Genomic DNA, 22,938 nt, shown 5'->3' on the forward strand with positions numbered 1-22,938 from the left:
CGGTACGGTACCGTCTGGTACCAAGAGCTGGCAAGGGGCTGACGTCGAAAGGGGCGCCGTGGCAACGACCGTCGCCGACGACGCGCCTTCGACCGAATCGACCGACATCGATCCGTTCCGGCAACGGCTGCTCGACGGCTTGGCGGCCGCGATCGACGAGCGCGGATACCGGGCCAGCACGGTCGCCGACATCGTCCGGCACGCCCGCACCTCCAAGCGGACCTTCTACGACCAGTTCGACAGCAAGGAGCAGTGCTTCCACGAATTGCTTCACGCCAGTGTCGAACTGCTCGGTGAACAGATCAGCGCGGCGGTCAACACCGGGGCGGACTGGCAGACCCAGATCCGTCAGGCGGTCGAGGCCTATGTCGCCCACATCGAATCCACCCCTGCCCTCACGTTGGCGTGGATCCGTGAGATGCCGTCGCTGGACGCCACGGCCCGGCCGTCTCAGCGACGCAATACCCAACTGCTGACCAACCTGCTGGTGGCACTCAGCGACACCCCCGCCGTGCAGAACGCCGACCTGTCGCCGTTGACGCCGGCCAAGGCCGTGATCCTGGTCGGCGGTTTGCGAGAGCTGACGGCGCAGGCGGTCGAGGACGGCTACAGCGTGCGCGACATCGTCGAGCCGGCGGTGCAGGCCGCAGTCGCGATGCTCGGCTATCGCGGCTGAGCTACGACGCCAGGAAGCGCCGCAGCCGGTCCAGCACCAGATCGGGCCGCTGCTCGACGATCCAGTGGCCGACGCCGTCGACCAGCTCGACCTCGAAGTCGTCGATGTGCGCGGCGTATGCGTCCAGCAGATCCGGGGTCAGTACCGGGTCCTCGGTGCCGCTCACCCAGTGAACCGGCACCCCGACCCGCACGTCGTCGAATTCGCCTCGCAGCCAACGCAACAGCTCTGTGCTCTGGAACGTCCGGTACCACCGTGAGCCGGCGACGGCGTGGCCCGGCTGATTCATGCATTCCACATACAGGGCGACGTCGTCAACGGGAACCTGGAACCCGGCGCCGACCCACGACGCCAGCATCCTCAAATACCGTGCCTTGCGGTCGGCGATCAGCCGCGGTCCGATGACCGGCAACATCATCGGGACCTGGTACCAGAACCGCCAGATGTTGCGGACCGACGACAGGTCGCGTTTGACGAACGGGGCAGCGGTGTTGAAGCCCAGGAACCCGGTCACTTTCGCCGGGTGGCGCAGCATCATGATGAACGCGACCGGGCCGCCCCAATCATGGGCGACCAATGTCACCGGCCCGACGCCCAGCCGGTCCAGCACCGCAGCCAGGTCGTCGGCCATGTCGTTCTTCAGATAGCGCGACCGGGGCGCCGAACTCCAACCGGCGCCGCGCAAGTCGGGGCACAGCACGCGGTACCCGTCGGCGGCCAGTGGCCCGATCAATTCGTGCCACTCCCACCAGTTCTCCGGGAAGCCGTGCACCAGCATCACCGGCGGCCCGTCGGCGGGACCGGCCTCGGCAACGTGGATCGTCACGCCCGCGCCCAGTTCGATGTAGGTGTGATCGACACCGTCGAGCGCGGGCATCTGCACCATGGATTGCAACGTAGCCGATCAACACAACGGACCGGAACCACAGTGCAGTGGTCCCGGTCCGATGTACGACCAAGGCGCTCAGGCGGCGACGCGCTCGCGTTCTGCCGGCTGGGCCTCGCTGCGCTTCTTCGGCGGCATGGCCAGTTTGACGATCTTGCGGACGACGGTGCCGAACTGCTTGGGCAGCGAGCCCGCGTTGTAAGGGATGCCGTAACGCTTGCAGATCTCCTGCACCTCGCCCGCGATCTCGGAGTACCGGTGCGCCGGCATGTCCGGGAACAGGTGGTGCTCGATCTGGTGCGACAGGTGGCCGGACAGGATGTGGAAGAGCTTGCCGCCGGTCAGGTTCGCCGAACCCAGCACCTGGCGGAAGTACCACTGTCCGCGTGACTCGCCCGCCGTCTCTTCGATGCTGAATTCCTGTGTGCCGTCCGGGAAGTGGCCGCAGAAGATGATCATGTACGACCACACGTTGCGCATCAGGTTGGCGGTCAGGTTGCCGGTGAACACGAACGGGGCGAACGGCCCGGCCAGCAGCGGGAAGGCCACGTAGTCCTTCAGCACCTGCTTGCGGGTCTTGCGCCAGATCTCCTGCAGGACTTCACGCTTGTCAGCCAGCCGGATCTCGCCGGAGGTGATGCGCTCACTTTCCATTTCATGCAGCGCGACCCCGTATTGGAACAGCACCATCAGCAGGAACGCGTACACCGGGTTGCCCAGGTAGTAGGGCCGCCACTTCTGGTCTTCGCTCATCCGCAGGATGCCGTAGCCGATGTCGCGGTCCATGCCGACGATGTTGGTGTGGGTGTGATGCATGTAGTTGTGCGAGTGCCGCCACTGGTCGGCCGGGCAGGCGGTGTCCCATTCGAACTCCTGGCCGCGGATCGACGGGTCGCGCATCCAGTCGTACTGCCCGTGCATGATGTTGTGGCCGATCTCCATGTTGTCGAGGATCTTCGAGATCCCGAGCATGGCGGTGCCGGCCAGCCAGGCGGGCGGGAAGATCCCGGCCATCAGCAGGGCACGGCCGCCCACTTCGAGGCCGCGTTGCGTCTTGATGACCTTGCGGATGTAGTCGGCGTCGCGCTGGCCGAGGTCGGCCATCACGCGGTCTTTGATTGCGTCGAGTTCGGCGCCGAACGCGTCGGCCTGCTCGGCGGTCAGGGCGATCTTGGGCTGCGACATGGTGGAGCCTCCTAGTCCCTTGTGGGTTTACAGTGCGATGTCGACGTCGCCGACGGGAACGGACACGCAGATCTGCACGTCCTCGCCGGGCGCGGTCGACACCGCACCGCTGGTCAGATTGCGAACCACGCCGCTGGTCTTGCGGCGGGTGCAGGTGTGGCAGATGCCCATCCGGCATCCGCTTGCGGGATTCAGTCCGGCCGACTCGGCCTGCTCGAGCAATGAGCGGCCATCGTCGGTGACCTCGACTGCGCTGTCCGCGAACGTGACTCGGCCGCCGGACGGCTTGGCCGGCATGTCGAGCTTGGGCGGGACGAAGCTCTCCGACTGCGCGTCCGGGTAGTGCTCGCGGACGGCATCGACCAAAGCTTCTGGGCCGCAGACGAATACGGCATCGGGCTCGGGCATGGCCGCGGCCAGGTGCTCAGCGCCGAATCGGCCTTCCAGGTCACCGCCGGGTGCGCGGGTGTAGCCGTGCAGCACCCGGACGCCGGGCATGGCGGCGAGCTCGTCGTGGTAATTGGCCGCAGCGCGGTTGCGCGCGTAGTGCACGAACGCGATCTCGCCCGGGTGGCCCTCGCCGACCAGCGTGCGCAGCATCGCCATGACCGGGGTGATGCCGCTGCCGCCCGAGACGAACAGGATGCGCCGGGGCCGCTGCGCGGGGAGGACGAAGTCGCCACCCACCCCGGTCAGGCCGACCACCATGCCGCGTCGCGCGTGCTCGTACAGGTAGGTCGAGACCAGGCCGCCGTGATGCTTGCCGACCGTCACCTCGAGCTGCGAGGCGCCCTCGGCGTTGGCCGGCGAGTAACACCGGGTGTGCCGGCGACCGTCGATCTCGACCGCGAGGTTGACGTATTGCCCGGCGGCGACCGTGTCAGTGAACGCTTGATTCGGCACCAGCACCAGGGTGACGCTGCGCGGGGTGTCCCGTCGGATGTCGACGACCGTGGCGCGACCCTCGGCCCGCGTCCATGCGGGGTCTACCACCTCGGTGTACCGGTCGACGCCATGCGGACCGGTGAGCAGGTTGATGAGGTCGGACCCCAACACCCGCCGCTTCAAAGTTTCGGTGAACATGTGTATACCGTGCGCCCACATAGCCCTGTTCGTCAAGGGTTTACCCTGGTCTGTGTTAGGCTTCACATAGTGAACAGTCGTGCGCCTAGCTCACGGCCGCACCGATCGAGTCGCGGCCGTAGCCGCGAAGGACCCTCCCGCGAGGAACGCAAAGAAGCGACCCGGCGGGCCATTGTCGCTGCGGCGCTCAAACTGCTGGACGAGCGCAGTTTCAGCGGACTGAGCCTGCGCGAGGTGACGCGTGAGGCCGGCATCGTGCCCGGCGCGTTCTACCGTCACTTCGAGTCGATGGAATCCCTCGGACTGGTCCTGATCGACGAGTCGTTCCGAACCCTGCGAGACATGCTGCGCGGCGCTCGAGCCGGCAAACTCGACCCCAACCGGGTGATCGAGTCGTCGGTCGAGATCGTGGTTGCCAGCGTCACCGAGCGCCGCGAGCACTGGCGTTTCATCGGGCGCGAGCGCTCCAGCGGCGTGGCCGTGCTGCGGTATGCCATTCGCACGGAGTTCCGGCTGGTCACCTCCGAGCTGGCCACCGACCTGGCGCGTTTCCCCGGGTTGAACACCTGGAGCACCGACGACCTCAATGTGCTGGCACAGCTGTTCGTCAACTCGATGATCGTCATCGCCGAAGCACTCGAAGACGCCCAGAGCCCCGAGGCGATCGACGAGATCCGGCGGACCGCGGTCAAGCAGCTGCGGATGATCGTGATCGGCATCACCGGCTGGAGCAGCAAACCCTAAGCGCCCTCGACGTTTTCGGCACAGCGCGCCAGGGCCTCGGCCACGACACGTCGATCCTTTACTGAAATGCCTTGTAGCATAACGTCTTCGACGCCGAATACAGCGGCGTGCGCGGCGTTCAGTCGCCGCGACCCCTGGCGGGTCACAGCGAGGGACTGCGCGCGGCCGCGAGGCACGGCGTCGGCATTTTCGACCAGTCCCGCCGCGCGTAGTCCGACGAGCACGTCCTGCAGCGACTGGCGGGTGACGAAGCACAGTCGCGCGAGTTCGGCGGCCGAGGCCTCCGGGTGCTCGTGCAGTGCCCGCAGCGTCGAGTACTGGGCCATGGAGATCCCGGTCGATTTCAGGGCGGCGTCACATTCTCGCCGCAGTCCCTGCTGGACCCGCTTCACCAGATACCCGATCGAGCGTTCGGTGTCGGAGTGTTGCATGACAGGAACCTTACACCTATGCTTGTGTCAAGAACCTGACATAGAGGGGTCCAGATGTCCACCATCACCGCACACGCCGACCACGCAACGCTGATCAATGTCTTCACCGTCCGACCCGAGCGGGCCCGTGAACTCGCCGACCTGCTGACCGCGGCCACCGACGACGTCATCCAACACATCGAGGGGTTCGTCTCGGCGAACATCCACATCAGCACCGACGGCACCCGGGTGGTCAACTACGCGCAGTGGCGCAGCGTCGAGGCCATGGATGCCATGCGGCGCAATCCCACCGCCCGGGAACACATGGTGCGGTGCGCCGAGGTGGCCGAAAGCTTCGAACCACACCTCTACACCGTGGAGTCGGTGCACGACGCGTAGCCGCCGCGCCATGATGGAGCGATGGGCATCCGAATGCGAGACCTGTTCGACGAGGCGCTGCCCTCGCTGCGCTACGAAACCTGCGAAAAGCGTCTCCGACCGTTTCTGGCCGGCGAACCGGTGGCCGACACCGTCCGCGGGTTGCTGGTGTGGGAACCGCGCCGGCTGGTACCGACCTACGCGGTCCCGCGGGCGGACTTCCTGGCGGTGCTGGAGCCGGCCGGCCGGGTCGACGACGTGTCCGACCTACCGGTGTTGGTGCCCACCAATCCCTTTGCCGCGCATAGCTGCACCGGCGAGATGTTCGACGTCGTGATCGGCGACCGGCGATCCCCGGCGGCAGCCTTCCAGCCCGACGACCCGGATCTGGCCGGCCAACTCACCGTCGACTTCAGCGCGTTCGAATGGCGCGAGGAAGACGAGCCGATCGTCTCGCACCCACACGATCCCTTCAAGCGCATCGACATCCTGGCCGCCAGCCGCCACGTCCGGATCGAAGCCGACGGCCGGCTCCTCGCCGAGTCGTCGCGACCGCTGCTGCTGTTCGAAACCGGGCTGCCGACCCGTTTCTACCTGCCGCCCGCCGACGTGGTCGTGGCGATGGAACCGACCGATACCGTCACCGACTGCGCCTACAAGGGCCGGGCGTCCTATCTCTCGATTCCATCCGGCCCCAACGACATTGCCTGGACGTATCACGATCCGCTCCGCGAAGCGGCACCCATCCGTGATCACGTCGCATTCTTCAACGAGCAGGTCGACGTCATTGTCGACGGCGAGCGCCGACAGCGGCCGATCACGCCGTTTTCGCGCTGACCGCCGTGGCCGCCGCAGATCGCCGTGAGGGCAAGCTGGCCGACATCACCGGGCCCGGCCGCACCGACCGATGGGGGGTGACAGGCACCGACCTGGGCGCGTCGGTGATCGCACCCGACGGGCACCTGGTCTCGGTGTTCGGCGACACCTTCTCGGGTGAGCTTGTCGGACAAGGGCATTGGCGTTCACCGGTGATTCTGATCGGCAGCGGCGATGCCCACCGTCCGATCACCTACCACCGGGCCGGGGGTCCCGACTCCGACTTCGCCGAGCAACTGTGGCATTACCAGCATCGGACCGGGCCGAACGGCCGACCTCGCCGCGGCATCAGCACAGTGATTCCGTCCGACCTGTTGCGGGTGGGCGCTGCGCTCTACCTGCACGCGATCGTCAACCGCGGCTTCGGCAACGTGGTGTGGACCGAGATCTGGCGATCCGACGATAGCGGCGTCTCCTGGCGCCGCTTGAAGGCGAAGTTTCCCGCCGGGTTGCACGGCGGGCATGCGCAATGCTGGTCGTGGGATCACGATCCGGTCGACGGCTGGATCTATGTGGCGTCCACCGGCTTTCAGCGTGACAAGGGAATCATCCTGCAGCGGGTCCGGCCTGAACACATCGGCGATCGGCGCAGATACGTCGGCTGGGGCCGGACCGGAGGGCTGTGGTCGTGGGGCGTGCGGCCGACACCGCTGACCCCGGCGGGCGAGACCTGGGGCGAACTGTCGCTACGGCGACTGGACAGCGGCCGCTGGGTTCTGGGCGGATTCCTCTCTTCACACTATGCGCTGGCCTACCGGGTGGCGACGGCGCCGACCGCGATGCGCAACGCCCCGCTGCAGCGGCCGGTGGTCGGGTCCGACTGGGACGGCGAAGACCACGCCGGCGGCCGCGTGGCGCAACTCTACGGCGGCTACGTACTGCCGGGATCGACGTTGGACGTGGTCGGCGGCGTCGGCCTGGTGGTGTCGCAGTGGAACACCGCACGCGGGTGGCCCTACCGGGCAATGCAATTCCGCGCGACGCTGCGGGACACCACCCGGGCCGATCATCCGAAGAGGGAGTCGCCGTCCTCGGGGGTCCCGCTGATCTGACCGTGGTGTTGCCGGGCCGGACGTTCCTCGGGGGCCGCATCCTCGAGCACGTCGGGCTCTTCCTTGGCGAGACGGGCGTCGAGCGACTCGCCCTCACGCTCCTCGCGTGGCGTCATCCCGAACTTGTCGGCCTCGCTCCAACCATCGGGCGGATCGACGACGGTGTCGCCATCGTCGTTGCGAACCTCGTCGGAATCGGTGGACTCGCTCGGGCTCAGGGTCTCGTCGTCAGGCATGGTCGGTCGGTTGCCCTAGACCTCTGAGGGCTAAACACCGCGCACCCTTCGTCCGAGCGTGCACTGAGGGTGGTTCGAGTCGGCGTGTCGCCGCCCTGAGCGCAACGCTCGACGCGTTCTGAGTCGGCTAGCGCGGGGCTCGCCACATGGGCCACAGCGTCGGGCCGCCACCGGGGAGGACGAGTTCGCCCGTCACCTCGAAGCCGAACCGTTGGTAGTACGGAACGTTCTCGCCCTTGCTGGATTCCAGATAGGCCGGGGCGTGCTCGGCGTCGATGCGGTCGAGCCGGGACTGCATCAGCGCCTGACCGTAGCCCTTGCCCCGGACCGAGGTGTCGCTGCCGATCACCGCGAGATACCAGTGCGGCTCCTCGGGGTGCTGCGACTTCATCGTCGTCATCAGCTCGCCGAGTCGGCGGCCCATCGCCACCCGCGGCCCGAACCCCAGGGCGAACGACGGCAGCATTCTCAGCTGTTCGAGCGTCGACTGCTTCCAGCGGCCCGGCGGGTCCCAGAGCGCCGCCGCCCCGATCGCCGACCCGTCGGTGGCCACCTCGACACCACCGCCGGCCAGATGGTGGTGGCGGGTGACGGTCCCGAAGAACTTCCGCAGGTGCTTGGCCCGCGCTTGCTCGTCGGGCATGATCCAGACCGACACCGGGTCGTCGAAGAACGCGCGGCCGAGCGTGTACGAAAGCTCGGAGACGTCGGCCTTGCGTCCCGGGCGCGTGTGGATTGTCATCGTCAGACAGAGTAGTAGCGTCAGACGGCGTGTGGGACTTCGAGACCGACCCGGAATACCAGCAGAAACTCGACTGGGTCGAAGACTTCATGGTCAACGAACTCGAACCGCTCGACCTGCTCTCGTTGGATCCGTACGACAAGCAGGACGCCGAGACCATGGCGATCCTGCGTCCCCTGCAACAGCAGGTCCGCGAGCACGGACTGTGGGCCGCGCACCTCAAACCCGAACTGGGCGGTCAGGGTTACGGCCAGGTGAAGCTCGCCCTGCTCAGCGAGATCCTGGGCCGGTCCCGCTGGGCCCCGTCGGTGTTCGGATCGCAGGCCCCCGACTCCGGCAACGCCGAGATCCTGGCCCTGTTCGGCACCCCCGAGCAGAAGACCCGCTACCTACAACCGCTGCTCGACGGCGAGATCACCTCGTGTTACTCGATGACCGAGCCGCAGGGCGGTTCCGACCCCGGGCTGTTCGTGACGAGCGCGCAGCGCGACGGAGACGACTGGGTGCTTAACGGCGAGAAGTGGTTCTCCACCAACGCCAGGCACGCCTCGTTCTTCATCGTCATGGCCGTCACCAACCCGGAGGCACGGACCCGGGACAAGATGTCGCTGTTCATCGTTCCGGCCGGCACGCCCGGTGTGGAGATCATCCGCAACGTCGGGGTCGGGACCGAGTCGCATGCCACCCATGGCTACGTCCGCTACGCCGATGTCCGGGTGCCGGCCGATCACATCCTCGGCGGTGAGGGCCAGGCCTTCGCGATCGCACAGACCCGACTGGGCGGTGGCCGCATCCATCACGCCATGCGGACGATCGCACTGGCCCGCCGCGCGTTCGACATGATGTGTGAGCGGGCGGTGTCGCGCCAGACCCGGATGGGCCCGCTGTCGAATTTCCAGATGACACAGGAGAAGATCGCCGACAGCTGGATCCAGATCGAGCAGTTCCGGTTGCTGGTGCTGCGGACCGCATGGCTGATCGACAAGCATCACGACTACCAGAAGGTGCGCCGTGACATCGCCGCGGTCAAGGTCGCGATGCCCACGGTGTTGCACGACGTGGTGCAGCGGGCGCTGCACCTGCACGGCGCACTCGGCGTCTCCAACGAGATGCCGTTCATCAAGATGATGATCGCCGCGGAGTCGCTGGGCATCGCCGACGGCGCCACCGAACTGCACAAGATGACCGTCGCCCGTCGTACTCTGCGCGAATACGAGCCCGTCTCAACGCCTTTCCCGTCCCAGCACCTGCCTACCCGGCGCGCCGAGGCGCAGGCCCGGTTGGCCGAGCGCCTGGAGCACGCGGTCGCGGAGTTCTAGGCCACTTCTGCCGCCGAGACCGACGCCGCCGTTCGCGCCACTCGAACATCTTCGCGCCAACGTAGATTTCGGCGAGTTCTAGGGACCGACGCGGTCGATGTGGGCCAGGAAGTGCTCCAGCACCGCCTCCGGCGCTTCGAGTTGCGGCCAGTGCCCGATGTCGTCGGCGAGCATCACCACGTCCGCGTTGGGAATCACCTCGGCGTAGCGGCGCGCCATGTGCGCACCCGAATTGGGATCGATCGGTCCGTCGATCAACCGCATCGACACCGTCGTCTCCCGCATCGCCCGGACCCACCGATTCCGGTGCGTGTGGCGGTCTTTGATGAAGCGGCCTACTTTGTGCAGCACGCGCCGGCCGTCGTTGTAATTCAGAATTTGGCTGAAGACGTCCATCATGTGCGGGGTCGGCTTGGTGTTCGGGCCGAACATCTCACGCAGGGTCGGCTCGAGCAGCCGACGCGACAACGAACTGTTCTGCAGCGGACTCAGTATGTCGCCCAACGGAGTTCCCGACAGCAGCTTCTGCGCTGCCCGGGGGGTGTAGGTTTCGACGAACATGCCGCCGTTGAGCCAGGTGATCGAGTCGATGCCGAGTGCGCCGTAGACATGCTGACCGAACTCGCTGCGGGCCAACAGTTCCTGGCCCACCGAGTCGCCGAGGTCATGAGCCAGGATGTGCGCGTTGCCGATTCCGAGGTGGGCGAGCAACGCTTCGTGCATGTCGGCATGATCGTGCACCGAGTACTCGTAGGCCGTCGGTTTGGCCGAGAATCCCATGCCCATCATGTCCGGCGCGATCACCGTGAACCGTTGCGTCAGTGTGGGCCAGATCGGTTGCCAGTCAAACGAATTGAACGGGTAGCCGTGGATCAGCAGCAACGGCGGACCGCTGCCCTCCACCCGGTAGAAGATGTCGAAACCGAGGTAGTCGAAATAGATCCCGCCGTCCAGCCAGGAAGCCAACTCCGCGTCCATGATCGCCGTGGCCTAGGAGATGTAGCGGACGACACTCTCGGCGACGCACGCCGGTTTGTCGCCTCCCTCGACTTCCACGGTGGTCGACACGGTGGCCTGCACGGCGCCGTTACCGACGTCCTCGACGTTGACCAGCGAGCTCTTCGCACGTACCCGCGACCCGACCGGCACCGGCGCGGGAAAGCGAACCTTGTTGAGGCCGTAGTTGATTGCGAGTTTGATGCCGTTGACGGTGTACATCTGGTGCTGTAGCCGCGGCAGCAGCGCCAGCGTCATGAAGCCGTGCGCGATGGTCTTGCCGAACGGTCCCTTGGCCGCGCGCTCCGGGTCGACGTGGATCCACTGGTGATCGCCGGTTGCGTCGGCGAACAAGTTGACGTCGTCCTGAGTGATCGTCACCCAGTCACTCTCGCCGATGCTTTCACCTTTGATCGAGGCGAGGTCGGCGACTGAATCGAAGGTGCGCATGGCGTGTCTCTCCTTTGAGCCTGAAGCGTGCGGCGCTGTAAGCATCGTGCCACTCCACCTGCGCGGCTGATCCACCGGGATGTTTCGCCGGGAACACCGGCCGGGTAACCACCGCCCATGCGATTTTGGCGGCACAAAGGTCACCGCGCCGAGTCCGACGTCGAGCCCGAGACGCACGAGGCGCGCTCCCGCAAGGGTGTCGACGGGGACGGTAGCTACGTCGGCCGGACCATCGGTGTCGACGACGCGCTCGATGTCGGCGAGACCGGCGCGGAAGCCCGCAGCAAGGACACCTAGCCACCGGTGCGTAGCAGGATGAACCGGTGAAGCTGCTGTTGCTCGCCGACACCCATGTCCCGCGGCGGGCCCGCGACCTGCCCGCGCGGGTCTGGGACGAGGTCGCTGCGGCCGACGTCGTCTTTCACGCCGGCGATTGGATGGATCCCGACCTACTCGACCGGCTGGCGGACAGGTCCAAGCGCCTGATCGCGTGCTGGGGCAACAACGACGGGCCGCAGTTGCGGGCGCGGCTGCCGGAGCGAGCCGATGCGGTACTGGATGGACTGCGGTTCAGCGTGGTTCACGAGACCGGTCCCAGCTCCGGGCGCGACGCCCGAATGGCGCGTCTCTATCCCGATACCGACGTACTGGTGTTCGGCCACAGCCATATCCCGTGGGACACCACAGCCGACACCGGCCTGCGGCTGCTCAACCCCGGTTCGCCGACCGATCGGCGCAGGCAGCCGTTCTGTACCTACATGACGGCCGGCATCGCGGACGGGTCGCTCGTCGATGTCGTCCTGCATCGGCTGGAGAAGTAGCTCGCTGCTAGCTCGGACACAGTGTCTACACATACTTAGCTCGTAAACAGATACAAGTGAGCACACTCATCGATCCGGTCAACGAGGTATCGCGCGTCGTCGGCAGATTCCGGCGCCAACTCCGCCGATCGGCCGAGCGGCAATTCGACTCCGCACACCTGACGGAATCGCAGTCGGAGTTGCTCTGGTTGGTCGCCCGGCAACCGGGCATCTCCGTCAGTGCCGCGGCCGCGGAGCTGGGTCTGGTCGCCAACACCGCGTCGACGCTGGTGTCGAAGCTGGTCGATCGGGGCCTGTTGATCAGGACCGCCGACCGGACCGACCGGCGGATCGGTCAGCTGCGACTCGCGGGAGCAGCCCGGCAGATCGTCGACTCCTCCCGCGCCGCCCGCCGCGCCATGCTCGCCGACGTGCTGGCGGAGCTCGGCGACGACCAGGTCGAGGCGCTGACCAAGGGCCTGGCAGTGCTCGACACGATGACCCGACGACTCCAGGAGCGATGACGATGACCAACGCACTGCCGATGGCGGTCGACGCCCGGAACCTGACCTACCGCTACGGCCAGTTCACCGCGGTCGACGACGTCACCCTGCAAGTCCGGCCGGGTGAGACGCTGGGCCTGCTCGGACCCAACGGCGCCGGCAAGACCACCGTGGTGCGGATGCTCACCACCCTGACCCCGGTACAGCGCGGTGAGCTACGGATCTTCGGTCTCGACGCCCGCGACCAGACGACCGACATCCGGAGCAATATCGGCTATGTGCCGCAACAGCTTTCGATCGAGCCCGCATTGACCGGCCGCCAGAACGTGGCCTGGTTCGCGCGCTTGTACGGCGTGCCCCGCCCGCAACGGTCCGCGCGAGTGGACGAGGCCCTGGACGCCATGGAGTTGCTTGACGTCGCCGACCGGCCGGCCGGAACTTTCTCCGGCGGCATGGTGCGCCGCCTCGAGGTGGCCCAGGCCCTGGTCAACCGGCCGTCGCTGCTGGTCCTCGACGAACCGACAGTGGGCCTGGATCCGATTGCGCGCGACCGGGTGTGGGCTCATGTGCTGAACATGCAGAACCAGTTCGGCATGACGGTCCTGCTCACCACGCACTACATGGAGGAAGCCGACGCCCTGTGCGATCGGGTCGCGTTGATGCATCAGGGCACACTGCGCGCCGTCGGCACCCCGACGAAACTGAAGGGGACGGTGTCCGTGGGCGCGACATTGGAGGACGTGTTCCGGCACTACACCGCCTCGGACTTGTCGAAGCAGTCAGCCGATGCCGGCTCGTTCCGCGAAATCCGTTCCAGCCGAAAGGTAGCCAGCCGTGCCGGTTGATTCCGCAGTCAAGCCCACACCCGTCGCCCTGACCCGGGCGCCGCGGGGACGCCAACGCATCTCGGCGACCTTCGGCCGGGTCGGCGCTTTCGCGATCGTGGAGATGCAGAAGCTTCGCCACGATCGCACCGAACTCGTGACGCGGATGGTGCAGCCGGCGCTGTGGTTGCTGATCTTCGGCACCACGTTCAGCAAGCTGCGCGTGATCGACACCGGTCCGGTGTCGTATCTGGCTTTCCTGGCACCGGGGATCATCGCCCAGTCGGCGCTGTTCATCTCGATCTTCTATGGCATCCAGATCATCTGGGACCGGGACGCCGGAATCCTGGCCAAGCTGATGGTCACGCCGGCACCGGCGTCCGCTCTGATCACCGGTAAGGCGTTTGCCGCCGGCGTGCGATCGGTGGCTCAGGTTGTCGGCGTGCTGGCACTGGCCTACGCGATGAGCATTCCCATGACGATCAATCCGCTGCGGATCGTCGCGGCCATGGCCGTCGTGATGCTGGGGTCTGCCTTCTTCGCCTGCCTGTCGATGACACTGGCCGGTCTGGTGCGCAACCGCGACCGACTGATGGGGATCGGCCAGGCCATCACGATGCCGCTGTTCTTCGCGTCGAACGCGTTGTATCCGGTCGACGTGATGCCGGGCTGGCTGCACGCGCTCAGCACCGTCAACCCGCTCAGCTACGAGGTCCATGCGTTGCGGGCGCTGCTGATCGGTACTGCGTTCAACCCGCTGGACGTCGTGGTTCTGGTGATCGCGGCGATCGTCGGAATCGCTACCGCGTCAACCTTTCTGCGCCGTCTGGTCACCTAGCGCACGCGCCGTCCGGTTCCGTTTCACCCGTGTCGTGCGATCGGTATGTTCCAGGCTTGCACCTCACGTAGCGTCAGGTCGTAGGTTCATGGCGATGACGGAAATCGTGGACGGCAACCAGGAATGGAGCGTGGGCGAACTCGCCGACGCGGCCGGTATCACCGTGCGGACCCTGCATCACTACGAGCAGGTGGGCCTGCTTGCGCCGGCGTCGCGGACGGAGGCCGGTCACCGGCGATACCGGATCGCGCAGGCCGAAAGGCTTTACCAGATCACCGCGATGCGCAGCCTCGGCTTTCACCTCGATGAGATCCGCCGGGCACTGGACGGCGAGGACCTCCGCTCAGTGGTCCGGCTACATCAACAGCAGGTGCGAGACCGGCTGCGGGAGACCTCGGAGCTGAGTCACCGGCTCGAACGCCTGCTGTCCGCACTCGACTCGTCCGATCATCCGACCGACGAGATCATCCGAGCAACGGAGGCGACCGCGACCGTGAACCTGACGACCATTTACACCCGTACCGGCGACGGCGGCGACACCTCGACCGCCGGGCGGGTACGCCTGCCCAAGGACGACCCGCGAATCGAAGCCGGCGGCGATGTCGACGAACTCAACGCACAGCTCGGGGTGGTCCTCACGCATCTGGACGCGGCACCGTTCGCCGGCTGGATCGCAGAGATCCAGAACGAGCTCTTCGATCTCGGCGCCGACCTCTCCGGCCCAGCGGACGGTGCCGGGATTCGGATCGACGACGGGTACGTCGAGCGGTTGGAGCGCCGCTGCGACGAAGCCAACGCCCAACTCACGGCGCTGAAATCGTTCGTGCTGCCCGGGGGCGGTTCCGCGGCGGCGGAACTCCACGTGGCCCGCACCGTGTGTCGCCGGGCGGAGCGCCGCGCCGTAGCGGTCGACGATCTCAACCCCGCAATCGTTCGGTACCTCAACCGCCTGTCCGATCTGCTGTTCATCGTCGCCCGAGCAGTCTCCGTCGATCAGCGGACCTGGGTGCCCGGGGCCACAACGGGCTGAGATCCCCAAAACATCACCTGCGCAACGGTATTCGCGACCATGTGGAGCCGCCTGACGCTGCGCGACGCGACTCCTCACTGAAATCCGGTCAGCAGAGTCGATTTTCGATGTCAAGGAACACCGAGTCGCGATCGTTATACGACGGTGATACTCGCGACTCCAATCGTTAGCGAACCGCGATCCCCCACCCCGCGTCGAGTGACACGCTTGTAGTTACTTGCGTGTTTGACTGCAACAGACCGCTATTCGACCGCTTATGCGGCAGATGGAAGTTGGGATAGGAGCTATGAAGTTCGCAGAGAAGTTCCGTGGTGCGGCAGGACGTCTGCCGCGCAGATTGGCAATCGCGACCGTCGGCGCAGCACTGCTGGCCGGCCTGGTGGGTGCTATCGGAGGCTCGGCGACCGTGGGGGCGTTCTCCAAAAAGGGTCTGCCGGTCGAGTATTTGAGCGTCCCATCCCCGTCGATGGGCCACGACATCAGGGTGCAATTCCAGGGCGGCGGACCGCACGCGGTCTACCTGCTCGACGGCTTGCGCGCACAGGACGACTTCAACGGTTGGGACATCAACACTCCGGCGTTCGAGGAGTACTACCAGTCCGGCCTGTCGGTGATCATGCCAATCGGTGGACAGTCCAGCTTCTACAGCGACTGGTACCAACCGGCGTGCGGCAAGAGCGGTTGCCAGACCTACAAGATGGAAACCTTCATCACCAGGGAGCTTCCCGCATATCTGCAGGCCAACCGCGGCATCTCGCCGAACGGCAATGCTGCGGTGGGTCTTTCGATGTCAGGTGGATCAGCGATGATCCTGGCCGCGTACTACCCGCAGCAGTTCTCCTACGCCGCATCACTGTCCGGCTTCCTGAACCCCTCCGAGGGTTGGTGGCCGACGCTGATCGGCCTGGCAATGGGCGATGCCGGCGGCTACAACGCCACCAACATGTGGGGTCCGACCACCGACCCGGCCTGGAAGCGCAACGACGCGATGGTGCAGATTCCACGCCTGGTGCAGAACAACACGCGCATCTGGGTCTACTGCGGCAACGGCACTCCGAACGACCTGGGCGGCAACAGCATGCCGGCCAAGTTCCTCGAGCAGTTCACCCTGCGCACCAACGAGCAGTTCCGGGACAACTACACCGCAGCGGGTGGCCGCAACGGCACGTTCAACTTCCCGCCCAACGGCACGCACGACTGGGGTTACTGGAACCAGCAACTGGTCGCCATGAAGCCCGACATTCAGCGCACCCTCAGCGGTGGCCCCAACGCCACCTGATCGACCCACCACACGCATCGGCCGCAGCGCTCCCCCCGCGCTGCGGCCGATGTTCTTTGTGCGAGAGTCTATTTCAGCAGGGCGCGGCGATCCTGGTGAAAGTACGTGTAGCCGGTTGCCAGGGTGCACATCGCCGAGGCGAACACCAGCATTCCGGTGCCGTTGACGAACAAGCTCATCACCCCGCCGAACGTCGCGCCGAAAATGAAGCCGCCCCACAGCAGGAAATATCCGAACCAGTCGGCCAGGCTTCCCCCGGCGATGTGTCGCTCGATGCCCTGGCCCAGCTTGACCAGCGTGCCGGTGACATAACTCAGCGGTACCGACACCTCGCCGTCCTTGACGAATGACGTATTCAGCGCCCCGATTCCGAAAGTCAGCAGCATGATCGGCGGAAAGTCGAGCTGACTCTCGGTCCACCCCTCGTCGAACACGTCGACGACGGTGGCAGCCAGCAGGCTGAAGGTGGTCAGCATCGTCGGCCCATGCGGATGCGCCACCCAGAAATGCCGCCGGCAGACCGACGCGACCACCACCCCGGCGACGAAGGTCAGCAGTAGCAGGCCCGCCGTGATCGACAGCACGACGTCGTCGCGAAAATAACCCAGAACGGCGCGCTGGGCATTTCCGGTCATGAACGTGACGAAGTATCCAGCCGAGTGGGTGAACGCCGTCGCGCCCAGTACACCGGCCAGCACTGCCAACAGGTAGGCGAGGCGAGCTTCGCTGTCGAACGTCTCACGGATGTCGAGGGTCGCACGGGGCATGACGCCATGCTTGCATCGCAATGACGGCCTGCGCAGCGCCGAAAGCGCCTTTCAGGCGACAATCACATCAATCTGCTACGAATTTGCCGATCGACCGCAGCGGGATCGGCAACCAGCCCGGCCGGTGCCGAGCCTCGTAGCCCGCCTCGTACACCGCCTTGTCCAATTCGTAGGCCGCCAAGACCGGCTCGGAGTCGCGCGGGTCCGCACCGGATGCCGCCGCGTAGCCGTCGCAGAACGCGTTGCGGTTGCGCTGCACCCACTCCCGGGCGCGGGCGGCCAACTGCTTGTCGGCCGACTGTTCCACGAGTGGCCCGTAGGCCGCGTACTCGAATGACCGCAACACTCCGGCCACATCCCGCAGCGCGGAGTCCGGCGCGCGCCGCTCTTCCAGCGGTTGGCCGGGTTCGCCTTCGAAATCGATCAGCAGCCAGGATTCCGGGGTGCGCAGCACCTGCCCCAGATGCAGGTCGCCGTGCACCCGCTGCACGGTGATGGTCTGGCCCGCCAGCTTCTGGAAGCGTTGTTCGATCGCTGCCACGTACTGCCCGAGTTCGGGCACCGCCGCCGTCGCCGACGACAACCGGGCGGTCATGGTGTCGACCGGGAACGGGGCCTGCGACGTGCCGAGCGCCTCGGCCAGGCCCGAGTGCACCGACGCGACGGCTTCGCCCAGACGATACGACTCGCCGGCGAAGTCGCCGCCGACCTCGTAGGCGTACAGGTCGCCCTCGGCGAACAGGTCGCGGACGCTGGCGGTGGCCATCGCCCACCCCTCGGCGGCGTTGCCCTCGTACTCGGTCACCATGCCCAGCGGGACCTCGCCGTCCGACGCGGTCAGCTCGTAGGTGCCCAGCAGCCGCGCGACGTGCGGGTTACCGGCTCTGCCCAGCACCCGGTTGAGCTCGATGTCGGGGTTGATGCCCGGACTGACCCGGCGAAACACCTTCAAGATCGCGTCGCGATCGAAGATCACGCTGGTGTTGCTCTGCTCGGCGTCCGACACCCGCGGGTAGGCCTTCAGCGGCAGGGTGACGCCGGGCTCCTTACCGAACGACACGTCTGCCCGGGTGGCCGACGAATCGAGCAGCGACAGCAGGAACGCCGCCGCGCTCGGATCGAACAGCGCGTCGAATCCGACCCGGTCGCCGTCCGCGCCGATGGTGGCGACCTCGCTGAACTCGCTGGGCGGCTCGGAATCCCAGCCGACGATCACCTGGTAGCGCTCGGTCGATCCGTTGGTGTAAGTCGCGTCGACCAGAACGAGATCCAGACCCTCGCGCAACTCGACCACCAAAAACGGCTCGGCAGTGGCCAATTCGCGACTACGGCCGGCGTACCAGCGCTGTCGGGGAAGCCATTCTGACCACGGCAGGTTCATCGCGACTCCTCGGAACCGCACAACTGGAACCAGTAGAACCCGTGTCCCGGCAGTGTCAACAGATAGGGCAGGTGGCCGATCGGCGGAAACGCCACGTGACCGGTGAGCTCGATGGGTATGTGGCCGCTCCAGTGCTGGAGGTTCAATTCCAGGGGCTGCGGGAAGCGCGACAGGTTGTTGACGCACAGCACCGTGTCACCGTCGTCGGGTGACTCGCGCAGGAAGGCCAGCACCGACGGGTTGGAGCCGCCGAGTTCTTCGAACCGGCCGGTCGCGAAGGACTCGTGCCGGCGGCGCACGGCGAGCATCATCCGGGTGAAATTCAGCAGCGACGTCGAGGTGTCGCGCTGGGCTTCGACGTTGACGGCCTGGTAGCCGTAGACCGAGTCCTGGCTGGCCGGCAGGTAGAGCCGTCCGGGGTTGGCTTTGGAGAACCCGGCGTTGCGGTCCGGTGTCCACTGCATCGGCGTACGCACCCCGTCGCGGTCACCGAGCCAGATGACGTCGCCCATGCCGATCTCGTCGCCGTAGTACAGCACCGGCGATCCGGGCAGCGACAACAGCAGCGCGGTGAACAGTTCGATCTGGTTGCGGTCGTTGTCCAGCAACGGCGCCAACCGCCGGCGGATCCCGACGTTCGCCTTCATCCGCGGGTCTTTGGCGTATTCGGAGTACATGTAATCGCGCTCTTCGTCGGAGACCATCTCCAGCGTCAACTCGTCGTGGTTGCGCAGGAAGATCCCCCACTGGGCCATGTCCGGAATCTCCGGGGTCTGACCGAGGATCTCCGAGATCGGGAACCGCGATTCGCGTCGTACCGCCATGAAGATCCGCGGCATCAACGGGAAGTGGAACGCCATGTGGCATTCGTCGCCGCCGGTGCTGGGATCGCCGAAGTACTCGACGACGTCGGCGGGCCACTGATTGGCCTCGGCGAGCAGCACCCGGCCGGGGAATTCGTCGTCGACGACCTTGCGACAGCGCTTGAGGAAGGCGTGGGTCTCCGGCAGGTTCTCGCAGTTGGTGCCCTCACGCTCGAACAGGTACGGCACGGCGTCCAGCCGGAACCCGTCGATGCCGAGGTCGAGCCAGAAGCGCAGGACGTCGATCATCGCTTCCTGCACCGCGGGGTTGTCGTAGTTCAGATCGGGCTGATGCGAGAAGAACCGGTGCCAGTAGAACTGTTTGCGCACCGGGTCGAAGGTCCAGTTCGACTCCTCGGTATCGATGAAGATGATCCGCGCGTCGGTGTACTTCTCGCTGGTGTCGCTCCACACGTAGAAGTCGCCGTACGGGCCGTCGGGGTCGTGGCGGGATTCCTGGAACCACGGGTGCGAGTCCGACGTGTGGTTCATCACCAGGTCGGTGATGACCCGGATGCCACGTTCGTGGGCCGCGTTGAGCAGCGCGACGAAATCCTCGACGGTGCCGAACTCGGGCAGCACCTTGTAGAAGTCGCGAATGTCGTAACCGCCGTCGCGCAGCGGTGAGTCGTAAAACGGCGGCAGCCAGATGCAGTCGATGCCGAGCCACTGCAGGTAGTCCAGCCGCTGCAACAGCCCCTGCAGATCTCCCGAACCGTCCGCGTCGCCGTCGAGGAATGCCCGAACCAGCACCTCGTAGAAGACCGCGTGCTTGAACCAGGTTCGGTCGGCGGGAAGCGATTTCGCTTCGGTGAATTCATCCGCGTTGGGGTGCTCGACCACGCCGCCTTCGACGTGGCTGCCCTCTACGGGATCATGTTCGGACGAGTGCTCTCTGCCCTTGGTCAAGTCCACGACGTTACACGTACCCGGGGTGCTGCGGCGAAAACCTTATGCGCCAAACGAATTGAGCGTAGCCGCTGAGCAGGGGTGTCGGATCAGCCCGGCGGGCCGTCGCCCAGGGTCACGTCGACGGCACGGCCCTGCAGCCCGACGCTGACGTGATCGCCGGGGTGATGCTGGTCGAGAATGTTCGTCAGCGCCGTCGCCGAGTTGACCGGCTGGCCGTTGATCGAGTTGATCACGTCGCCAGGGTTGAGCCCGGCGCCCGCGGCGGGCCCGGTCGATATCACCTGACGGACGATCGCGCCGCCGCCGCCCTGGGCGTCGTTGACGCCGACGCCGAGGAACGCGGTCGGCCCGATGTGCACGGTCGGCGACGAGGCGCCGGACCGGATCTGACCGGCGATCGCCATCGCCTCGTTGATCGGGATCGCGAAACCCTGGCCGCGGCCGAGGTGGAAGTTCTGCGACGCGGCGGTGTTCATGCCGATCACCTGGTTCGCGCCGTTGACGGTCGGTCCGCCCGAGTCGCCGGGGCGGATGTTCGCGTCGATCTGGATCAGGCCGACCAGGGTCTCGGTACTGCCGGTCAGCGCGTCGTTGGCCGACACGGTCTGATTGAGGGCGCCGATGCGGCCCTCCTCGACGCTCGGCGCACCACCGACGCCGCCGGCGTTACCCAGCGAGACGACGGGGTCGCCGACGTTGATCGAGTTCGAGTTGCCGATGTTGGCCACCGGCAGGCCACCGCCCGCGAGTTGTAGCACCGCGATGTCGTGCTGGCGGTCGTAGCCGATGACGGTGGCGGGAAAGACCTGGCCGTTGGCGATCGACCGCGCAGTGAGGTCGGTCGCGCCGGCGACCACGTGGTTGTTGGTCAGGATGACGCTGGGATCGATCACGATGCCGGTGCCGGCGCCGATAGCGCTCTGGTAGCCGAGTTTGGCGTCGATGTCGACGATCTGCGGGCCCACCTGCGCTGCGGCGGCGGCCGCGTCACGCGGCAGCGGCGGCATCACCGGCGACGCCTGGGCCGGAACTGTCGCCAGCCCCAGGCCGGCCGCTGCCAACAGGCTGAACAAGCTCAGCGACCGCCGCGGTGTGCGGCGGAGCGATCCGCGCATCCCGTCACCTCCTGCGTGAGTTCTGTCCCGGGTGCAACCGGAAATGCCGTGAGGCCGGCACAACTTTGTCCATCTAACCGTAGCCTGCGTCGCACGATCGGGCATATCGACGTTCTTCGTCACCGCAGCCGCCGGCGCCGGTCGGCCATCTCCATCGCGGCCGGCGTGCCGCCTCGCGGTAGCTTCAGAGCTCTGGCAGGACAGCCAACCCGACGGCGAAGGTGTCTTCTCGATGAGCGTTCTCGATTCATTCCGGCTCGACGACAAAGTGGTGATCGTGACCGGCGCCTCGTCCGGGCTGGGGGTGTCGTTCGCCCAGGCGTTCGCCGAAGCCGGCGCCGACGTCGTGCTGGGCGCCCGCCGTGTCGACCGGCTGGCCGAGACCGCCGCGCTCGTCGAAGCCGGCGGCCGCAAGGCGTTGACGGTCGCCACCGACGTCGGCGTGCCCGAGCAGGGCCAGGCGCTGGTCGATGCCGCGGTGCAGACGTTCGGCCGGGTCGACGTGCTGATCAACAACGCCGGCGTCGGCACCGCCCACCCGGCGACCCGGGAGACGCCCGAACAGTTCCGGTCGGTGATCGACGTCAACCTCAACGGCGCGTACTGGGTCGCACAGGCCTGCGGGCGGGTCATGAAGCCGGGGAGCTCGATCATCAACATCGCCAGCATCCTCGGCATCACCACCGCCGGCCTGCCGCAAGCGGCCTACAGCGCCAGCAAGGCGGCGGTCATCGGGCTGACCCGGGATCTCGCCCAGCAATGGGGCTCGCGCAAGGGGATTCGGGTCAACGCGCTGGCCCCGGGATTCTTCAAGACCGAGATGACCGACGAATATCCGCCCGAGTATCTGGACAGCCAGGCCCATCGGCTGATCCTGGGCCGCCTCGGCGACGCCCGCGAGCTGGCGGCGTCCGCGGTCTGGCTGGCCTCGGCGGCCGGCGGTTACGTCACCGGGCAGACGATCGTCGTCGACGGCGGTCTGACCATCAACTAGACATGGCCGACTTCGACGCGCAGGCTCACTTCGCGCACGCGCCGGTCGCCCGGCTGGCCACCGCGGCCGCCGACGGGCGTCCGCATCTGGTGCCGGTGGTGTTCGCACTGCGCGACGGGGTCGTCTACACCGCGGTCGACGCCAAACCCAAGACCACGCAACGGCTCAAGCGGCTGGCCAACATCGAGCAGAATCCACAGGTGAGCATTCTGGTCGACCACTACGCCGACGACTGGGCGCAGCTGTGGTGGGTCCGGGCCGACGGTCTCGCCACCATTCACCACGACGACGACACGGCCCGTGCGGCGCGCGACGTGCTGCGGGCCAAATATCCTCAGTATCAATCGGTTTCGCTGCCCGGCCCGGTCATCGCCGTCGCCGTGCGGCACTGGAGCAGCTGGCGCGCCTGAGAGCCGGCTATCCGCTTGCCAAGCCGGGTCCGGCTCGACCACCCGAGCCGGCGTCCCAGCCTTGGAATACGGCGCTCAACTGGGCAAATGGCCTGTACTATGAAGCTTCGATCGAGACGGGCGCGGCAAAGCTGTCCTTTGCTGAGCGCCACGTAGGGCATATTGGAGATACGACACGCGAGCGGGGGC

Annotated in this window: 27 protein-coding genes and 1 pseudogene; 16 read left to right on the plus strand and 12 right to left on the minus strand. The window is 66.5% G+C overall.

Annotation, left to right across the window (positions count from 1 at the left end; all coding sequences use genetic code 11):
- The first annotated feature begins 58 nt into the window (after positions 1-58).
- Positions 59-676 (plus strand): TetR/AcrR family transcriptional regulator, encoded by a 618-nt coding sequence (locus ACZYW1_RS10365; RefSeq protein ID WP_463785487.1) that lies wholly within the window; start codon positions 59-61, stop codon positions 674-676.
- A gap of 1 nt (position 677) precedes the next feature.
- Here the strand turns inward: ACZYW1_RS10365 and ACZYW1_RS10370 are convergent, their stop codons facing one another.
- The 3 genes from ACZYW1_RS10370 to ACZYW1_RS10380 form a co-directional block, all read right to left on the minus strand.
- The gene (locus ACZYW1_RS10370; protein WP_463785488.1) at positions 678-1,562 is read right to left on the minus strand and encodes an alpha/beta fold hydrolase; all 885 of its coding nucleotides are present in this window, start codon (positions 1,560-1,562) and stop codon (positions 678-680) included.
- A 78-nt stretch (positions 1,563-1,640) separates the two neighbouring features.
- On the minus strand, positions 1,641-2,747 hold the full coding sequence (locus ACZYW1_RS10375; RefSeq protein ID WP_463785489.1) for a fatty acid desaturase family protein: 1,107 nt from the start codon (positions 2,745-2,747) through the stop codon (positions 1,641-1,643).
- 27 nt (positions 2,748-2,774) lie between these two features.
- Entirely contained in the window at positions 2,775-3,830 is a 1,056-nt protein-coding gene (locus ACZYW1_RS10380) for a ferredoxin reductase (RefSeq protein ID WP_463785490.1), read from the minus strand.
- A 69-nt stretch (positions 3,831-3,899) separates the two neighbouring features.
- On the opposite strand from ACZYW1_RS10380, the gene ACZYW1_RS10385 reads away from it, so the two are divergent.
- Positions 3,900-4,574 (plus strand): TetR family transcriptional regulator, encoded by a 675-nt coding sequence (locus tag ACZYW1_RS10385; RefSeq protein ID WP_463785491.1) that lies wholly within the window; start codon positions 3,900-3,902, stop codon positions 4,572-4,574.
- Here ACZYW1_RS10385 and ACZYW1_RS10390 read toward each other — a convergent pair.
- The gene (locus ACZYW1_RS10390) at positions 4,571-5,005 is read right to left on the minus strand and encodes a MarR family winged helix-turn-helix transcriptional regulator (protein ID WP_463785492.1); all 435 of its coding nucleotides are present in this window, start codon (positions 5,003-5,005) and stop codon (positions 4,571-4,573) included. The genes ACZYW1_RS10385 and ACZYW1_RS10390 overlap by 4 nt on opposite strands.
- A gap of 54 nt (positions 5,006-5,059) precedes the next feature.
- On the opposite strand from ACZYW1_RS10390, the gene ACZYW1_RS10395 reads away from it, so the two are divergent.
- From ACZYW1_RS10395 to ACZYW1_RS10405, 3 genes are read left to right on the plus strand one after another with little or no spacing between them, the layout of a single operon-like run.
- Positions 5,060-5,383, plus strand: a complete 324-nt coding sequence (locus ACZYW1_RS10395) for an antibiotic biosynthesis monooxygenase family protein (RefSeq protein WP_463785493.1) — start codon at positions 5,060-5,062, stop codon at positions 5,381-5,383.
- A gap of 21 nt (positions 5,384-5,404) precedes the next feature.
- Entirely contained in the window at positions 5,405-6,199 is a 795-nt protein-coding gene (locus ACZYW1_RS10400) for a DUF427 domain-containing protein (RefSeq protein WP_463785494.1), read from the plus strand.
- Between the two features lie 5 nt (positions 6,200-6,204).
- Positions 6,205-7,290, plus strand: coding sequence for a DUF4185 domain-containing protein (locus ACZYW1_RS10405; RefSeq protein ID WP_463785497.1), 1,086 nt, complete (start codon positions 6,205-6,207; stop codon positions 7,288-7,290).
- Here ACZYW1_RS10405 and ACZYW1_RS10410 read toward each other — a convergent pair.
- Together ACZYW1_RS10410 and ACZYW1_RS10415 are read right to left on the minus strand one after the other, a co-directional pair.
- A complete protein-coding gene (locus ACZYW1_RS10410) occupies positions 7,245-7,526 on the minus strand; it encodes a hypothetical protein (RefSeq protein WP_463785499.1) in 282 nt (93 codons plus the stop codon). The genes ACZYW1_RS10405 and ACZYW1_RS10410 overlap by 46 nt on opposite strands.
- Positions 7,527-7,653: 127 nt before the next feature.
- Complete coding sequence (locus ACZYW1_RS10415; protein ID WP_463785501.1) at positions 7,654-8,268, minus strand: GNAT family N-acetyltransferase; 615 nt, start codon at positions 8,266-8,268, stop codon at positions 7,654-7,656.
- Between the two features lie 29 nt (positions 8,269-8,297).
- On the opposite strand from ACZYW1_RS10415, the gene ACZYW1_RS10420 reads away from it, so the two are divergent.
- Entirely contained in the window at positions 8,298-9,587 is a 1,290-nt protein-coding gene (locus tag ACZYW1_RS10420; protein WP_463785502.1) for an acyl-CoA dehydrogenase family protein, read from the plus strand.
- Positions 9,588-9,665: 78 nt separating this feature from the next.
- Here ACZYW1_RS10420 and ACZYW1_RS10425 read toward each other — a convergent pair whose 3' ends face one another.
- Together ACZYW1_RS10425 and ACZYW1_RS10430 are read right to left on the minus strand one after the other, a co-directional pair.
- Positions 9,666-10,565: an alpha/beta fold hydrolase gene (locus tag ACZYW1_RS10425; protein ID WP_463785504.1), complete on the minus strand. Its 900-nt coding sequence runs from the start codon at positions 10,563-10,565 to the stop codon at positions 9,666-9,668.
- Positions 10,566-10,577: 12 nt separating this feature from the next.
- Positions 10,578-11,033: a MaoC family dehydratase gene (locus tag ACZYW1_RS10430; RefSeq protein ID WP_463785507.1), complete on the minus strand. Its 456-nt coding sequence runs from the start codon at positions 11,031-11,033 to the stop codon at positions 10,578-10,580.
- A gap of 117 nt (positions 11,034-11,150) precedes the next feature.
- Here ACZYW1_RS10430 and ACZYW1_RS10435 point away from each other — a divergent pair, with 117 nt between their 5' ends.
- The 8 genes and pseudogenes from ACZYW1_RS10435 to ACZYW1_RS10470 all read left to right on the plus strand — a co-directional run bounded on the left by ACZYW1_RS10435 (position 11,151) and on the right by ACZYW1_RS10470 (position 16,307).
- Positions 11,151-11,330 (plus strand): hypothetical protein, encoded by a 180-nt coding sequence (locus ACZYW1_RS10435; protein ID WP_463785508.1) that lies wholly within the window; start codon positions 11,151-11,153, stop codon positions 11,328-11,330.
- 26 nt (positions 11,331-11,356) lie between these two features.
- Positions 11,357-11,854 (plus strand): metallophosphoesterase family protein, encoded by a 498-nt coding sequence (locus ACZYW1_RS10440; RefSeq protein ID WP_463785509.1) that lies wholly within the window; start codon positions 11,357-11,359, stop codon positions 11,852-11,854.
- Positions 11,855-11,910: 56 nt separating this feature from the next.
- Positions 11,911-12,357 carry a MarR family winged helix-turn-helix transcriptional regulator gene (locus tag ACZYW1_RS10445; RefSeq protein ID WP_463785511.1) on the plus strand — a complete coding sequence of 149 codons (447 nt, stop codon included), beginning with the start codon at positions 11,911-11,913 and terminating at the stop codon, positions 12,355-12,357.
- Positions 12,358-12,359: 2 nt separating this feature from the next.
- Entirely contained in the window at positions 12,360-13,181 is an 822-nt protein-coding gene (locus tag ACZYW1_RS10450) for an ATP-binding cassette domain-containing protein (protein WP_463785514.1), read from the plus strand.
- Positions 13,171-13,998, plus strand: a complete 828-nt coding sequence (locus ACZYW1_RS10455) for an ABC transporter permease (protein WP_463785515.1) — start codon at positions 13,171-13,173, stop codon at positions 13,996-13,998. The genes ACZYW1_RS10450 and ACZYW1_RS10455 overlap by 11 nt, the downstream gene beginning before the upstream one ends.
- Positions 13,999-14,092: 94 nt before the next feature.
- A pseudogene (locus tag ACZYW1_RS10460) lies at positions 14,093-14,317 on the plus strand (MerR family transcriptional regulator); the annotation flags it as partial.
- Positions 14,318-14,491: 174 nt separating this feature from the next.
- Entirely contained in the window at positions 14,492-15,028 is a 537-nt protein-coding gene (locus tag ACZYW1_RS10465) for a cob(I)yrinic acid a,c-diamide adenosyltransferase (protein WP_463787785.1), read from the plus strand.
- Positions 15,029-15,314: 286 nt separating this feature from the next.
- The gene (locus tag ACZYW1_RS10470) at positions 15,315-16,307 is read left to right on the plus strand and encodes an esterase family protein (protein WP_463785516.1); all 993 of its coding nucleotides are present in this window, start codon (positions 15,315-15,317) and stop codon (positions 16,305-16,307) included.
- Between the two features lie 68 nt (positions 16,308-16,375).
- Here the strand turns inward: ACZYW1_RS10470 and ACZYW1_RS10475 are convergent, their stop codons facing one another.
- From ACZYW1_RS10475 to ACZYW1_RS10490, 4 genes are all read right to left on the minus strand, one after another.
- Entirely contained in the window at positions 16,376-17,074 is a 699-nt protein-coding gene (locus tag ACZYW1_RS10475; RefSeq protein WP_463785517.1) for a YoaK family protein, read from the minus strand.
- 67 nt (positions 17,075-17,141) lie between these two features.
- Positions 17,142-18,455 carry a maltokinase N-terminal cap-like domain-containing protein gene (locus tag ACZYW1_RS10480; protein WP_463785519.1) on the minus strand — a complete coding sequence of 438 codons (1,314 nt, stop codon included), beginning with the start codon at positions 18,453-18,455 and terminating at the stop codon, positions 17,142-17,144.
- Positions 18,452-20,227 carry a maltose alpha-D-glucosyltransferase gene (gene treS, locus ACZYW1_RS10485; protein WP_463785520.1) on the minus strand — a complete coding sequence of 592 codons (1,776 nt, stop codon included), beginning with the start codon at positions 20,225-20,227 and terminating at the stop codon, positions 18,452-18,454. Before treS ends, ACZYW1_RS10480 begins: the two co-directional genes overlap by 4 nt.
- 89 nt (positions 20,228-20,316) lie before the next feature.
- A complete protein-coding gene (locus ACZYW1_RS10490; protein ID WP_463785521.1) occupies positions 20,317-21,345 on the minus strand; it encodes a S1C family serine protease in 1,029 nt (342 codons plus the stop codon).
- 232 nt (positions 21,346-21,577) lie between these two features.
- On the opposite strand from ACZYW1_RS10490, the gene ACZYW1_RS10495 reads away from it, so the two are divergent.
- Complete coding sequence (locus ACZYW1_RS10495) at positions 21,578-22,339, plus strand: SDR family NAD(P)-dependent oxidoreductase (RefSeq protein ID WP_463785523.1); 762 nt, start codon at positions 21,578-21,580, stop codon at positions 22,337-22,339.
- A 2-nt stretch (positions 22,340-22,341) separates the two neighbouring features.
- On the plus strand, positions 22,342-22,749 hold the full coding sequence (locus ACZYW1_RS10500) for a TIGR03668 family PPOX class F420-dependent oxidoreductase (RefSeq protein ID WP_463785524.1): 408 nt from the start codon (positions 22,342-22,344) through the stop codon (positions 22,747-22,749).
- Positions 22,750-22,938: the final 189 nt, after the last annotated feature.

The organism is Mycobacterium sp. IDUB_36 (assembly GCF_055419225.1).

What these genes read in the sequence shown, in the direction of transcription:
- ACZYW1_RS10370 (WP_463785488.1), bottom strand. Translation starts at nt 1,562, where the DNA reads ATGGTGCAGATGCCCGCGCTCGACGGTGTCGATCACACCTACATCGAA.
- ACZYW1_RS10375 (WP_463785489.1), bottom strand. Translation starts at nt 2,747, where the DNA reads ATGTCGCAGCCCAAGATCGCCCTGACCGCCGAGCAGGCCGACGCGTTC.
- ACZYW1_RS10380 (WP_463785490.1), bottom strand. Translation starts at nt 3,830, where the DNA reads ATGTTCACCGAAACTTTGAAGCGGCGGGTGTTGGGGTCCGACCTCATC.
- ACZYW1_RS10390 (WP_463785492.1), bottom strand. Translation starts at nt 5,005, where the DNA reads ATGCAACACTCCGACACCGAACGCTCGATCGGGTATCTGGTGAAGCGG.
- ACZYW1_RS10395 (WP_463785493.1), top strand. Translation starts at nt 5,060, where the DNA reads ATGTCCACCATCACCGCACACGCCGACCACGCAACGCTGATCAATGTC.
- ACZYW1_RS10400 (WP_463785494.1), top strand. Translation starts at nt 5,405, where the DNA reads ATGGGCATCCGAATGCGAGACCTGTTCGACGAGGCGCTGCCCTCGCTG.
- ACZYW1_RS10410 (WP_463785499.1), bottom strand. Translation starts at nt 7,526, where the DNA reads ATGCCTGACGACGAGACCCTGAGCCCGAGCGAGTCCACCGATTCCGAC.
- ACZYW1_RS10415 (WP_463785501.1), bottom strand. Translation starts at nt 8,268, where the DNA reads ATGACAATCCACACGCGCCCGGGACGCAAGGCCGACGTCTCCGAGCTT.
- ACZYW1_RS10425 (WP_463785504.1), bottom strand. Translation starts at nt 10,565, where the DNA reads ATGGACGCGGAGTTGGCTTCCTGGCTGGACGGCGGGATCTATTTCGAC.
- ACZYW1_RS10430 (WP_463785507.1), bottom strand. Translation starts at nt 11,033, where the DNA reads ATGCGCACCTTCGATTCAGTCGCCGACCTCGCCTCGATCAAAGGTGAA.
- ACZYW1_RS10435 (WP_463785508.1), top strand. Translation starts at nt 11,151, where the DNA reads ATGCGATTTTGGCGGCACAAAGGTCACCGCGCCGAGTCCGACGTCGAG.
- ACZYW1_RS10450 (WP_463785514.1), top strand. Translation starts at nt 12,360, where the DNA reads ATGACCAACGCACTGCCGATGGCGGTCGACGCCCGGAACCTGACCTAC.
- ACZYW1_RS10470 (WP_463785516.1), top strand. Translation starts at nt 15,315, where the DNA reads ATGAAGTTCGCAGAGAAGTTCCGTGGTGCGGCAGGACGTCTGCCGCGC.
- ACZYW1_RS10475 (WP_463785517.1), bottom strand. Translation starts at nt 17,074, where the DNA reads ATGCCCCGTGCGACCCTCGACATCCGTGAGACGTTCGACAGCGAAGCT.
- ACZYW1_RS10480 (WP_463785519.1), bottom strand. Translation starts at nt 18,455, where the DNA reads ATGAACCTGCCGTGGTCAGAATGGCTTCCCCGACAGCGCTGGTACGCC.
- ACZYW1_RS10490 (WP_463785521.1), bottom strand. Translation starts at nt 21,345, where the DNA reads ATGCGCGGATCGCTCCGCCGCACACCGCGGCGGTCGCTGAGCTTGTTC.
- ACZYW1_RS10495 (WP_463785523.1), top strand. Translation starts at nt 21,578, where the DNA reads ATGAGCGTTCTCGATTCATTCCGGCTCGACGACAAAGTGGTGATCGTG.
- ACZYW1_RS10500 (WP_463785524.1), top strand. Translation starts at nt 22,342, where the DNA reads ATGGCCGACTTCGACGCGCAGGCTCACTTCGCGCACGCGCCGGTCGCC.